Here is a 12,796-nt window from a genome sequence, read left to right as displayed (position 1 = left end):
AACCTCGGGTTTCACGCCCCGAGCTCCACCACCAAATGCCGGATACCGGTGTGGCGGTTGCTGCGGGTCCACTCGACGGGCTTGACCAGCCGGGCGCTGCCGAAGCGGGCCAGCAGCTCCTCGAACAACACCCGCAACTCCAGCCGGGCCAGGTTGGCGCCCAGACAATAATGAATGCCGTAGCCGAAACCCAAGTGCGGATTGGGTTTACGGGCGATATCGAAGACACCAGGCTGCGAGAACACCAGAGGATCCCGGTTCGCCGAGCCTTCCCAGACCTGCACCTTCTGGCCCGGCTCGATGTCGCAGCCGCCCAAGGACACTGCCCGGGTGGCGGTACGCCGTTTGGACGGTGAGGGCGAGCTCCAGCGCACCATCTCCTCGATCGCCGTCGGCAGTTCCGCGAGATCCTCACGCAGCAAGGCCATCTGGTCGGGATGCTCGATCAGGGCCAGCAGCCCACCCGCCACCGAGTTACGGGTGGTCTCGGCGCCCGCACTGAACAGCAGGCTGAAGAACAGGTAGAGCTCGAGGTCGGAGAGAGGGGCAAGACCATCCGCCAGTGTCGCGTTCGCCACCACTGACAGCATGTCGTCGGTGGGTTCGGCCCGCTTCGCCGCAATCAACTCGGAGCCGTACGTGTACATCCGCGAGCCGGCCTCTTCGGCGGACATCTGCGGCATGGCCGCCGAACGGGAACCGCCGAAGTCGAATTGGGGCTCGATCGCGTGGAACAGCCAATGCCGTTCGGATTCAGGCACTCCCAGCAGAATGCAGATCATCTGCATGGGCAGCTCGGCAGCCACGTCGACCAGGAAGTCCAGCGGCTCACCCGGCGTGATCCCGTCGAGCAACCGCCGCGTCCGGGCACGTAGATCGTGTTCGACGCGCCGGATCATCCGCGGGGTCAGCCCGGAGCTGACCAGCCGGCGGATCTCGGAATGCCGCGGGTCATCCATCATGTTGAGCACCTGCCCCGCGATGGCCAGGTCCTGCAGCAGCGTGCCGCCGTAGGGCCGCGACCCGCCGGTCACCGAGGAGTAGGTTTCCGCGTCCCGCAGTACCGCAAGGGTTTCGGCGTGGGTGGCCACCGACCAGAAGCCCTCACCGTCCGGAGTGTGTTCCGTCGGCGAGTGCCAGTACACCGGGGCTTCGCGACGGTGCGCGTCGAACAACTCGTGCGGGAAACCGGCAGCGAAATTGTCCAGATCGGTGAGGTCGGCCACCAACGTCACAAGATGGCACCCGAGGTGTACTTGGCGGCCTCCGGGTAGCGGCTGACCAGTTCGTCGACGGCGGCGACGACCCCGTCGACCTGGGCCCCGGCCGCTCCGGTGAAGGCCTGCTTGTCGGCCAGCGCGGCCTCCAGGGCCGCCCGGTCCAGCGGCAGCCGCGGGTCGGCTGCCAGCCGGTCCAGCAGGTCGGGTTCGAGACCGCGCTCACGCATGTCCAGCGCGACGGCGACGGCGTGTTCCTTGATCACCTCGTGGGCGGTTTCACGGCCCACGCCGGCCCGCACCGCGGCGATCAGGATGCGCGTGGTGGCCAGGAACGGCAGGTAGCGGTCCAGCTCGCGCTGGATCACCGCGGGGTAGGCACCGAACTCGTCGAGCACGGTCAGGAACGTCTCGGTCTGCCCGTCGACGGCGAAGAAGCCGTCGGGCAGGGCGACGCGGCGCACCACCGAGCAGAACACGTCGCCCTCGTTCCACTGGGCGCCGGCCAACTCGGCGGCCATCGACGCGTAGCCGCGCAGCACCACCTGTAGACCGTTGACCCGCTCACAGGACCGGGTGTTCATCTTGTGCGGCATGGCCGAGGAGCCGACCTGACCGGGCGCGAAGCCCTCGGTGACCAGTTCGTGGCCGGCCATCAGCCGGATGGTGTGCGCCAGCGACGACGGGCCGGCGCCCACCTGGACCAGTGCCGAGAGCACGTCGTGGTCGAGCGAGCGTGGATACACCTGCCCGACGCTGGTGAAAACGTCTGTGAATCCCAGGAATTGGGCGACCCGGCGCTCCAATTCGGCCAGTTTGTCGGTGTCACCGTCGAACAGGTCGAGCATGTCCTGGGCGGTGCCCATCGGGCCCTTGATGCCACGCAGCGGATAGCGGTCGATCAGCTCGCGCAACCGCTGAAGGGCCACCAAACTTTCTTCGGCCGCCGAGGCGAACCGCTTACCCAGCGTGGTGGCCTGCGCGGCCACATTGTGCGATCGGCCCGCCATCACCACGTCGCGGTAGACGACGGAACGCTCGGCCAGCCGGGCGACCACCGCGACGCCGTGGGCGAACACCAGCTCCAGGGAGCGGCGGATCTGCAGCTGCTCGACGTTCTCGGTGAGGTCGCGGCTCGTCATGCCCTTGTGCACGTGCTCGTGGCCGGCCAGCGCGTTGAACTCCTCGATGCGCGCCTTGACGTCGTGGCGGGTGACACGCTCGCGCGCCGCGATCGAGGCGAGGTCGACGTTCTCCAGGACCCGCTCGTAGTCGTCGACCACGCCGTCGGGCACCGGGACACCCAGCTCGGTCTGCGCACGCAGCACGGCGAGCCAGAGTCGGCGTTCGGCGACGATCTTGGCCTCCGGCGACCAGATCGCGACCATTTCGTCGCTGGCGTAGCGGTTGGCCAGAACATTCGGGATCGTCACGAACACACAGCTTACGGCCCGGGCCGGGGTACCAATGAGACAGTGGACGGATGTACTTCGTCGGGCTCGACCTCGCGTGGGGCGAGAAGAATCAGACGGGTGTCGCTGTCATCGACTCCAGTGGCCGGGTCCTTCACGTGGGCGTGGCGCAGGACGACGACGACATAGGGGCGGCGATCGAGCCCTACATCAGCGGCGACTGTCTGGTTGCCATCGATGCGCCACTCATCGTGAAGAACCCGACGGGTCACCGGCCGTGCGAGCGGGATCTCAACCGGGACTTCCAGCGGTTCGACGCCGGGGCGCGCCCGGCGTTCACCGAGCGCCCCGAGTTCAAGCATCCGCGCGGCGCGCGTATCGCGTCGGCACTGGGCCTGGACATGGATCCGTCGTCGCCGTCGAATCGGCGCGCGATCGAGGTGTATCCGCATCCGGCGAGCGTCGTGCTGTTCGGCCTCGACAAAACGCTCAAGTACAAGCGCGGCGCGTTCGGGGACCGGCAGCGTGAACTGCTCAGGTTGATGACGTTCATCGAGGAGCTCGACACGGCGACGCCGAGGCTGCGGGCGAACCGCAATGTCAGCTGGGTCGAACTGCGCAAGCGGATCGAGGCGGCCACCCGGCCGGGCCAGCTCGACCGTGACGAGGACCCGGTCGACGCCTTGCTTTGCGCCTATATCGCGCTGTACTGGTACCACCGGCCCGAGGACGTGACGATCTACGGCGACTTCGCGTCGGGTTACATCGTCACCCCGTCCCTGTCCCCCGATCGGCTCCCCCGGCCGCGGCCCGCCCCGGTGCGCGAGACGGCACCTTCGACGGCGGTCGCTGAATACGCTTCCAAGCGCCCGGACCTGGTGGCTGCCACCGAGCAGTACCTCAAGCTGGTCACCGGGCTGCTCGACGAGGCGGGCATCAACTACCTGAGCATCACGGCGCGCACCAAGAGTGTCGATTCGTTCGCCGAGAAAGCCAGCCGCCGTGCGGCCGACGGCACCCCGATGTACAGCGATCCGCTGGTGGAGATCACCGATCAGGTGGGCCTGCGCGTCATCACCTATCTGCGTGAGGATGTCGATGCGGTGGCCAATCTGCTGGCCGAGGAGATGCGGCTGCTCGACGACCAGGACATGGGGCTGCAGACCGCCCGGCAGGGCCGCTGGGGGTACGCGAGCCGGCACCTGTTGATCGGGTTGGAAGGTGAGCAGCATCCGGCGTCCATCCAGGTCCGTACCGTGCTGCAGCACGCGTGGGCCGAATTCGAGCACGACGTGCGATACAAGGGTTCGATACCTGCCGAACATGTCAGCGAACTGGACCGTCGGTTCACGTTGGCCGCCGGCCTGCTCGAACTGGCCGACCGCGAGTTCACCGAGATCCGGGAACGGCTGCGGCTCACCATGTCCGACGAGGAGGGCACCAAGTTCTCGTCAGATTCACGCATCGCCACCCCGGTGCTGGCCACCTATCTGGGCAACCGTTTCGCCGACGCCGGCTGGTCGCGCACGGACCACTACAGCTGGATCTCGGGGCTGCTGCTTGAGCTGGGCATCACCACGTTGGAAGCACTTACGGGCGTTCTGGATTCGGTGGACACCGACGAGATCAACCGGCTCATGGATTACCGGTATCCACCCGGCGCGGTGCGTCGCCTCGATGACGCGTTGTTGGCGGTGTTCGATGACCGCTACCTCGGGCTGGACGGCAATGCGCACCGGGTCGCATTGCTGCAGAACCGGATTGCGAAACTGCGCACCGAATCCTAGGGCGCGTCGCCGAGATGAGTGGGGTCGGTGATGCCGGCCCCCCGAATGCCGAGTTGCCGGTTGATCACCATGGTGACGCCGAACAGGACGATTCCGGTGGCGACAAGCGCCAGGGCCAGGATGTACTGCTCGGACGGCCGTCCCGAGGTGGGCAACACCAGATACAGCGAGGCGACGAAGCCGACGACGGGCAAGCCGGTCGGAGTCTTGAAATGCCCGCCCTCTTTTCGGACATCGCGGCGCAGCACCAGGACCGCCACGTTGACCATGGCGAACACCGCGAGCAGCAGCAATGACGTGGTGCCGCCCAGTAGCGCGATGGCGTCCTCGCTGGCGAAGGTCGACACGTAGAAGATCAGACCGAACGCGATGAGCGTGGTGAACATGATTGCGACCCAAGGGGTATGCCGACGCGGATGGACCACACCCAGTACCGGGGGCAGCACGTGCTGGCGTGACATGCCGTAGATCAGGCGGCTGGCCATCAGCATGTTGATCAGCGCGGTGTTGGACACCGCGAACATCGAGATGAACGGCAGGATGTTGTCGATCGGCAGTCCGGGTGCGCCCGCATGGACCACCTCGACCAACGGGGACTTGCTGGCAGCCAGTGTCCCGACCGGGACCAGTGCCACCGAGATGATCGAGATCAACACGTAGACCAGGCCGGCGATGCCCAGCCCGGACAACAACACCTTCGGGAAGATCCGCACCGGGTCCTTCGTCTCCTCGGCCATGTTGACCGAGTCCTCGAAACCCACCATCGCGAAGAACGCCAGCGACGTGGCCGCGGTGACGGCCAGGAACGCGTTCTTGCCGTCGGGCGTCTCGAATGCGACGACCCGGGAGAAGTCCACTGCGGCACTGCCGCCGGTGAACGCCCACAACCCGACCAGGATCACCAGCAGAAGGCCGGTGATCTCGACGAAGGTGAGAAAGACGTTGAGCTTGACGCTTTCGCTGACCCCGCGCAGGTTCACCGCGGCGATCATGGCCATGAAGAACAGTGCAAGCACGATGATGCCGAGCTTTTCCCAGCTCGGCGTGTAGTCGAAGTTGACCTCGAGGCCCTTGAAGAAGCTTGCCGCGAAGAATCGCGAAGCCGTTGAGGCCGAGGTGATTCCGGAACACATCACCACGAACGCGACCAGGAAGGTGACGAACTGGATCCCAAATGCCTTGTGCGCGTAGAGCGCTGCACCGGCCGCTTGCGGATACTTGGTGACCAGCTCGAGATAGCTGAATGCGGTGATGGTGGCGATCAGGAACGCTGCCAGGAAGGGAAGCCAGGCGGCGCCGCCGACTTCCTTGGCGACCTGCCCCGTCAATGCATATACGCCGGTGCCGAGGATGTCGCCGACGACGAACAGCAGTAGCAGGCCCGGTCCCATCACCCGCTTGAGTTGTGGCTGCGCCGCGGTCGCGGGTTGCGACATTCCCCCTCCTTCACCGGTCAGACGCGTACCGCCCGCTCGTCGACGGGCGCCAATACGTCGATGACGTCGATCAACGTGGCCCTGGCGCTGGCTCTGGGCCCCTCCCCTTCGTCGCCCAACGATGCCACAACAGCTCCGTCGACGGCGCACACCAGGGCGGTGACCAGTTCAGCTCGCACCGAACGGCCCGAGCGTTCCACCACCTCGACGACGGCGTCGGTGCGCTGTTGCAGGATGCGGCGCTGGATGTCGCGTAAGCCGGGTTGCCGGGCGCAGGCGATGTAGCGCTCGTAGCGGGAGATCAACTCCTCGGTGCCGCGCCGTTCCGGCGATTCCCCGAGCAACAAGTCGACAAGGACGTCGGCGGTCGATTCGGCCCCCCGGCGGCGCCGCGAAAGCGCCGCCACACCGGCGGTGAGTTGTTCGGCTTCCTGGGTTCCGATGTATTCGACGGCCTTCGCGATGAGGTCGTCCAGCGACGAGAAGTAGTACGTCGTCGAGGCCAGCGGGAGGCCCGCCCGGCGCGCCACGGCACGGTGCCGGACGGCGTCGAAACCGCCCTCACAGAGCAATTCAGCGGCCGCCCTGACGAGGGCGTACCGCCGACGCTCCCCTTTAGGGGTGACCGCTGCCGTCACCATTAGCATGGTGCCAGTCAGACCCCCTCCACATGGAGCTTTCGGTCAATCATCAGGCTTTACTCAGGTTTTTTAGCGCGTCGGCAATGCCGCGAGAATGCCACTGGCCGGTGCCTTTGTCGGGCGATGGCAAGATGGCCCGCATGCCCAACTTGAGCCGTCGCGCAGTCTTGCGCCTCGGCGTCGGTGCGGCCGCCGGCGCCGCCGGCGCCATGGCCCTCGCCTCCGCCCCTGTTTCCCCGGCCAGCCCCGTCGCAGCCCCCACGATGGCGAGCGGCTCGTTCACCTCGGCCGCACGCGGCGGGGCGAACACCAGCTGGGCCATCGCGCGCCCACCCGGCCAAACCGGCAAACTCCGTCCCGTCATCGCCCTGCACGGCAAAGGTCAGGATGCCGCCGGTGTGATGGCCGGCGGAGTCGAGCAGGGCCTGGCCGAGGCCGTGGCCGCCGGGCTGCCGCCATTCGCGGTGGTCGCCGTCGACGGTGGTGGAAGTTACTGGCACAAGCGCGCGTCCGGTGAGGACTCGGGCGCGATGGTGCTCGACGAGCTGATCCCGATACTCGGAGAGCAGGGCCTGGACACCTCGCGGGTGGGGTTCCTCGGCTGGTCGATGGGCGGCTACGGCGCACTGCTGCTGGGTTCGCGTCTGGGACCTGCCCGCACCGCGGCGATCTGTGCCGTCAGCCCCGCGCTGTGGACGTCCTCGGGTGCCGCAGCTCCCGGGGCGTTCGACAGCGCAGCGGACTACGCCGCCAACAGTGTCTGGAGCCAGCCCGCACTGGGATCGATCCCGATCCGGATCGACTGCGGCAACAGTGATCCGTTCTATTCGGCCACCAAGCAGTTCATCTCTGAACTGCCCAATCCGCCGGCCGGCGGCTTCTCCCCCGGTGGGCACGACGGCAGCTTCTGGAGTTCGCAGCTGCCCGCCGAGATCTCCTGGATGGCCCCGCTGCTCGTCGCCTAAAGGGTGATGCGGCCTTCCGCGGCGCCCAGCCCGATATCACTGCGGAAGTGGCTGCCCGGCAACCGGATCGACTTGGCGAGTGAGTATGCCGCGTCGCGTGCGGCGGGCAGGTCCGGTCCGGTGCCGACCACCGAGAGCACCCGGCCACCCGAGGACACCACCGCCCCGTCCTCGCGGCGCGCGGTGCCGGCATGCAGCACACCGTCGGCTTCCGATCCGTGGATGACGTCGCCGACGCGCGGCCGGCCCGGGTAGTTCTCCGCGGCCACCACAACAGTCACGGCGTAGCCGTCGCGCCACTGCAGATCACCGAAGGAGGCGAGCTCGCCGGTGGCCGCGGCGTTCAGCAGCTGCCCCAGCGGCGAATCCAGCAGGGCCAGAACCGATTGCGTCTCCGGGTCGCCGAAGCGGCAGTTGAACTCCACCACCGCAGGACCGTTCGAGGTGATCGCCAGGCCGGCGTAGAGCAGGCCCGAGAATGAGCTGCCACGGGCAACCAGTTCTGCCGCAACGGGTTTGACGACGTCGTCGACGATCTGGTTCTTCACCGATTCCGGCAGCCAGGGCAGCGGGGCGTAGGCGCCCATGCCGCCGGTGTTGGGTCCGGTGTCTCCGTCACCGACCCGCTTGAAGTCCTGGGCGGGTAGCAGTGGCACGACCGTGGCGCCGTCAACCACGCAGAACAGCGACACCTCGGGACCGTCCAGGAACGATTCCAGCAGCACCGGGTGCCCCGAGTCGAGCAGGCTGGCGGCATGCGCGCGGGCGGCGTCGCGATCGGCGCTGACCACCACGCCCTTACCGGCGGCCAGGCCGTCGTCCTTGACCACCCAGGCAGCCTGGCCGGCGGGCGGACCGAAGCGGTCCAGCGCGGCGTCCAGGTGGGCCGGGTTGTCGACGATCTCACTGCTCGCGGTCCGCACCCCGGCCGCGGCCATGACGTCCTTCGCGAAGGCCTTGGAGCCCTCGATGCGGGCGGCGTCCTTGCTCGCACCGAAGCAGGCGATCCCGGCGGCCCGCACGGCGTCGGCCACACCGAGCACCAGCGGAACCTCGGGGCCGATCACCACCAGGTCGCTGCCGAGGCGCTGGGCCAACTTCACCACGGCCTCGCCGGAGGTGATGTCGACGTCGTACTGGTCGGCAAGGGATTGGGTCCCGGCGTTGCCGGGGGCCACCGCCAACTCCTCCACCTGCGGGTCGCGGCGCAGGGCCAGCAGCAGGGCGTGTTCACGGGCACCGGATCCGATAACGAGGACGCGCACGGTCGTAGCGTAGCGGGAAACCTACGGGCATACACTTGACGCCACGGTGTATGGTCGAACTAAGGAATGTGCCCGCCGTCACACAAGGAGATGACCCCGGCATGACAACCATGAGCGCCTGCCCGTTCGGCGCGGGCTACGACTTCACCGATCCCGACGTCCTGCTCCGCGGAATCCCGGTCGAGGAGTTCGCCCAACTGCGCAAGACCGCCCCGGTGTGGTGGAACGAGCAGGGCGAGTCGATCTTCAACGACGGCGGCTACTGGGTGGTGACCCGCCACGAGGACATCAAGGCCATCTCCCGTAATGGCGGCGACCTGTGGTCCACCAACGCCAAGGGCGCCGTTATGCGGCTGCCCGAGGGCGTGACCAGCGAGCAGCTGGACCTGACCAAGGCGCTGCTGATCAATCACGACGCTCCCGAGCACACCCGGCTGCGCAAGATCGTCTCCCGACTGTTCACCCCGCGGGCCGTGGCCGCGTTGGAGGAGAGGCTCGCCGTCGCCGCGCGCGAGATCGTCGCGTCCGCCGCCGAGAAGGACAGCGGAAACTTCGTGGACGACGTCGCGATGGGCCTGCCGCTGCAGGCCATCGCCGATCTGATCGGCGTACCCGAGGAAGACCGGGAGAAGTTGTTCCACTGGACCAACGCGATCATGAACACCGACGACCCGGACTTCGACGCCGATCCGACGATGGCCAATGCGGAATTGATGGGCTACGCCTACAACATGGCCGAGGAGCGCCGGAAGTGCCCGGCCGACGACATCGTGACGCGTCTCATCCAGGCCGACATCGATGGTGAGGCGATCACCGAGGTGGAGTTCGCGTTCTTCGTGATCCTGCTCGCCGTGGCCGGCAACGAGACCACCCGCAACGCCATGACCCACGGTATGAACGCCTTCCTCGAAAACCCGGACCAGTGGGAGCTTTTCAAGCGGGAACGCCCGGAGACCGCCGTCGACGAGATCATCCGCTGGGCCACGCCGGTGCACTGCTTCCAGCGGACCGCCCTGTCCGACATCCAGGTGGGCGATGTCACGGTCAAGGCCGGACAGCGCGTCGGCCTGTTCTACAGCTCGGCCAACTACGACGAAGAGGTCTTCGACAAGCCCTTCGAATTCAACATCCTGCGCAACCCCAACCCGCACCTGGCCTTCGGCGGCAACGGCGCGCATTTCTGCATCGGCGCGAACCTCGCGCGGATGGAGATCAAGCTGATCTTCAACGAGATCGCGGATCAGATCCCCGACATCGCGAAACTGGGCGAGCCCCAACGCCTCCGGTCGGGATGGATCAACGGCGTCAAGGACCTGCCGGTCTCCTACCGCGGGTGATCAGCTCGTTGTTTTAGGATTCGCCCATGCGAACGCACGGGTGGTCCGGCTCGGCGCCGGCCAGCGACGAGGAGGCGATTGCCCGCATCCTCGTCGCCGCGGGCAACGCCATCGATGAGCGAGGCGCCGACTTCTCCATCGCCGACGTGGCACGCACCCTCGGCGTCACCCGCCAGACCGTGTACCGCTATTTCCCGAGCACCGATGCCTTGCTGGTGGCATCCGCGGTGCAAGCGGCCAGCGCTTTCCAGGACCGGGTGGCCGCCCACGTCAAAGGCACCACCGATCCGGTGGAGGCCGTCACCGAATCGATCGCCGTCGCCCTGGAATGGCTGCCAGAGGACAAGCACATCGGTTTGCTCGTAGCTCCTGGGCGTGCGACCGCGCACACCCAATCGGTGACCTCGGATGTGGCGGTCGACTTTGCCCGGACGATGATGCGCATGCTCGACGTCGACTGGGCCGCGATCGGCTACACCGACGCCGACCTCGATGAGCTCGCCGAGCACCTCCTGCGGATCATCCAGTCCTTCGTCATCGACCCGGGTCGGCCTCCCCGCACCGGCGAGGCGCTACGCAGCTACCTGCGCCGGTGGGTCGGCTCGGCCGTCGTGGCCGGCAAATTGGCGTCCGAAAGGCCGTCCGCCGGGATTTAGACGGGTTCAGCACGTCAACGTCGTTCGAAATGCTGGTAGTCGATCGGGTCATGCCAATGCCCACCCCACCGCCAGCCGCGCTCGGCGAAAGTCCGCACCACCACATCACCGTCGCGGATCATCCGCTGATCGGTGCGGGTGCGGTCCAGGTACGCCCGCGCCGTGACCGGCTGCAGGTCGCCGGAGGCCGAGATGTACGGGTTGATCAGAGGATTGACGTCGACTGCACGGCCGTAGGCGTGCAGCGACCACGATCCGCTCCGCAACGGCCGGCAATTGAACGCCGACGTGTTGTTGTCCTCCATGGACAGCTCGTCGTCGGCGCGCGGATAGTGGTCCACCGTGCGCATCTTCTCGATCGGGAATCGGGCCGAGTAGAGCTCCCCGAATATCCCAATCACGTCGCTGACCGCATCACGGTGTACCACCAGCTCACCGCGGTGCGACCTGCCGTCAAAACCGAGATAAGACAGGGTGATTCGGCGGAGGTCCGCGGGCGGTACCGGGCATCCCGGTCGCCAGCTGGCACCCAGCGCGGCCACGTCCACCGGCTGCACGCGCGCCGGTTGCTGCGCCACCGAACCGGGCGGCGGAGTCTGCGCGAAGGTGATGGGAGTCCTCGGCGCCGTGACCGAATCCGGCGCACCACCGGCGCACGCCGCCGTGCACCCCGTGAGCAGACCCACCACCAGGGCACATGCGCGGACCGTTGCGATGCCCACCCCGCGACTCTAGATCGCGGAACTGGAGGCCGGCGGTCGGCCCTGGCCTCGGAAAATTGGCGCCCGAGGTGGGGTTTGCCGGGATTTAGACTTGAGACCTGGATTCAGCCGGGGCGGTGAAGCATGGGGGCACTCGACGCGTTCTACACGACGTGGTCGCAGGCACGCACCACGTTCGGTGAGGGTGCGCCCAAGACGGGTGATGAGTTCGACGGCAGCGGGCGTCTCCGCGAGATGCAATCGACCATCGAGTCAGCAGCGCCCGACGACCGCTGGCAGGGCACGGCCTCCCAGGCCTACGCCACCAAGAACGCCGAACACGCGGCTGTCTACGGCAAGCTCGCGGATCTCGATCAGCGCATGGCTGCTGAAGTGAGCCGAGCGGCCGAGGTGGTCAGCGCCGGTCGGCAGAATCTCGAACAAACCCAGAACTGGGTAAGCAGCATGGACGCGTCGATCCCACCCGGCAAGACCGGCGAGATCATGCGGGTGATCCTCGCCAGCAAGGGCATCGGCCAGATCAGCGACGTCATCAAGCAATCGACCGGAGAGATGGGTGACATCGGTCGCCGCATCGAGGACATCGGCAAGGAATACGGTGCGATCGCAGGTGAGAAGGACTCGAAAGAAGGGACGCCAGCAGGAGTGGGCGACCTTCCCCAGGGGGATCCTCCACCTGTCGATCCACTAGACGAGATCAAGCGCAAATACCAGGTTGACGAGGATCCTGGCGGCGCACTCGACTGGGAGCCAGGATGGCCTTACAACATGGCTACCGAACCGATGCACGTAACGGCGACCGAGGCTCGAATACTAGGCAACCTCAACGCTGCGGATCTTTGGGACATGAACCAAGCCAAGAAAGCAGCGGAGGCTGAGGCCAAAGTTCGCTTCCCGCCACAGAACGGCGCCAACGACACGGCCGACAACCACACTGACGCATTCCGGCATGCGTACTGGAACGCTCTGATGACACAGAGATTCGGCGAGGACTGGACTCGGGACTTCGCAACTGCCCACGAGCGCCTACCGGGCAACCCATCAACTGCGGAGGCCATGGACCTGTACAACAACCAAGTCGGTCGAGATATCGCGGCGGCCAACCCGAAAGCCACGCCGGCACAGCTCGCAGACATGGTCGAGCAGGCAGTGAGAGGGGGCGACACCGTCGTAGTGGCGCCGAACAGTGGCGGTGAGAAGCTCGCCTGGAGCAACACCGTGCCAGAAGGTGGGGCCGGCGTAACGTCAACGTCCACCATCCCCGGGCAGGCGCCGAACCCTACTGGCGCTGGCCCCGGAGGGGTGTACGACCCTGGCCAGCCAGGAGGCTATGGAACATCCGCGGGAGGGTACTAGGT

General features: G+C 66.8%; 11 protein-coding genes. 5 read left to right on the top strand and 6 right to left on the bottom strand.

Annotated elements, in window-relative coordinates; translation table 11 throughout:
- Window positions 1-11: 11 nt before the first annotated feature.
- Entirely contained in the window at window positions 12-1,235 is a 1,224-nt protein-coding gene (locus AB0I14_RS18915; RefSeq protein ID WP_358024709.1) for a cytochrome P450, read from the bottom strand.
- A complete protein-coding gene (gene purB / locus AB0I14_RS18910) occupies window positions 1,232-2,650 on the bottom strand; it encodes an adenylosuccinate lyase (RefSeq protein WP_358024706.1) in 1,419 nt (472 codons plus the stop codon). The genes AB0I14_RS18915 and purB overlap by 4 nt, the downstream gene beginning before the upstream one ends.
- A 50-nt stretch (window positions 2,651-2,700) precedes the next feature.
- Between purB and relZ the strand changes: the two genes are divergently transcribed.
- Complete coding sequence (gene relZ, locus AB0I14_RS18905; protein ID WP_358024703.1) at window positions 2,701-4,416, top strand: bifunctional ribonuclease/(p)ppGpp synthase; 1,716 nt, start codon at window positions 2,701-2,703, stop codon at window positions 4,414-4,416.
- Here relZ and AB0I14_RS18900 read toward each other — a convergent pair.
- Together AB0I14_RS18900 and AB0I14_RS18895 are read right to left on the bottom strand one after the other, a co-directional pair.
- Window positions 4,413-5,852, bottom strand: coding sequence for an APC family permease (locus AB0I14_RS18900; RefSeq protein WP_358024700.1), 1,440 nt, complete (start codon window positions 5,850-5,852; stop codon window positions 4,413-4,415). The two genes, relZ and AB0I14_RS18900, sit on opposite strands and share 4 nt — an antisense overlap.
- Window positions 5,853-5,869: 17 nt before the next feature.
- Complete coding sequence (locus AB0I14_RS18895) at window positions 5,870-6,499, bottom strand: TetR family transcriptional regulator (RefSeq protein ID WP_358024696.1); 630 nt, start codon at window positions 6,497-6,499, stop codon at window positions 5,870-5,872.
- A gap of 125 nt (window positions 6,500-6,624) precedes the next feature.
- On the opposite strand from AB0I14_RS18895, the gene AB0I14_RS18890 reads away from it, so the two are divergent.
- Entirely contained in the window at window positions 6,625-7,458 is an 834-nt protein-coding gene (locus AB0I14_RS18890) for an alpha/beta hydrolase-fold protein (RefSeq protein ID WP_358024693.1), read from the top strand.
- Here AB0I14_RS18890 and purD read toward each other — a convergent pair.
- On the bottom strand, window positions 7,455-8,723 hold the full coding sequence (gene purD / locus AB0I14_RS18885; protein WP_358024689.1) for a phosphoribosylamine--glycine ligase: 1,269 nt from the start codon (window positions 8,721-8,723) through the stop codon (window positions 7,455-7,457). The genes AB0I14_RS18890 and purD overlap by 4 nt on opposite strands.
- 101 nt (window positions 8,724-8,824) lie before the next feature.
- On the opposite strand from purD, the gene AB0I14_RS18880 reads away from it, so the two are divergent.
- Together AB0I14_RS18880 and AB0I14_RS18875 are read left to right on the top strand one after the other, a co-directional pair.
- The gene (locus AB0I14_RS18880; protein ID WP_358024686.1) at window positions 8,825-10,060 is read left to right on the top strand and encodes a cytochrome P450; all 1,236 of its coding nucleotides are present in this window, start codon (window positions 8,825-8,827) and stop codon (window positions 10,058-10,060) included.
- A 26-nt stretch (window positions 10,061-10,086) separates the two neighbouring features.
- Complete coding sequence (locus AB0I14_RS18875; RefSeq protein WP_358024684.1) at window positions 10,087-10,716, top strand: TetR/AcrR family transcriptional regulator; 630 nt, start codon at window positions 10,087-10,089, stop codon at window positions 10,714-10,716.
- A 14-nt stretch (window positions 10,717-10,730) separates the two neighbouring features.
- Here AB0I14_RS18875 and AB0I14_RS18870 read toward each other — a convergent pair whose 3' ends face one another.
- Window positions 10,731-11,438 (bottom strand): M15 family metallopeptidase, encoded by a 708-nt coding sequence (locus AB0I14_RS18870; RefSeq protein WP_358024681.1) that lies wholly within the window; start codon window positions 11,436-11,438, stop codon window positions 10,731-10,733.
- A 123-nt stretch (window positions 11,439-11,561) separates the two neighbouring features.
- Between AB0I14_RS18870 and AB0I14_RS18865 the strand changes: the two genes are divergently transcribed.
- On the top strand, window positions 11,562-12,794 hold the full coding sequence (locus AB0I14_RS18865) for an EspA/EspE family type VII secretion system effector (protein ID WP_358024678.1): 1,233 nt from the start codon (window positions 11,562-11,564) through the stop codon (window positions 12,792-12,794).
- The last annotated feature ends 2 nt before the right edge of the window (window positions 12,795-12,796 follow it).

Source organism: Mycobacterium sp. NPDC050441, from assembly GCF_040655355.1.
Taxonomy (GTDB): Bacteria; Actinomycetota; Actinomycetes; order Mycobacteriales; family Mycobacteriaceae; genus Mycobacterium.
The sequence above is the reverse complement of the archived record's forward strand: the minus strand, read 5'-3'. Positions and strand labels throughout refer to the sequence as shown.

Bases quoted from the DNA above. Each gene is read 5' to 3' on its own strand.
- AB0I14_RS18900 (WP_358024700.1), bottom strand. From the start codon at position 5,852: ATGTCGCAACCCGCGACCGCGGCGCAGCCACAACTCAAGCGGGTGATG.
- AB0I14_RS18895 (WP_358024696.1), bottom strand. From the start codon at position 6,499: ATGCTAATGGTGACGGCAGCGGTCACCCCTAAAGGGGAGCGTCGGCGG.
- AB0I14_RS18865 (WP_358024678.1), top strand. From the start codon at position 11,562: ATGGGGGCACTCGACGCGTTCTACACGACGTGGTCGCAGGCACGCACC.
- AB0I14_RS18880 (WP_358024686.1), top strand. From the start codon at position 8,825: ATGACAACCATGAGCGCCTGCCCGTTCGGCGCGGGCTACGACTTCACC.
- AB0I14_RS18875 (WP_358024684.1), top strand. From the start codon at position 10,087: ATGCGAACGCACGGGTGGTCCGGCTCGGCGCCGGCCAGCGACGAGGAG.
- relZ (WP_358024703.1), top strand. From the start codon at position 2,701: ATGTACTTCGTCGGGCTCGACCTCGCGTGGGGCGAGAAGAATCAGACG.
- AB0I14_RS18890 (WP_358024693.1), top strand. From the start codon at position 6,625: ATGGCCCGCATGCCCAACTTGAGCCGTCGCGCAGTCTTGCGCCTCGGC.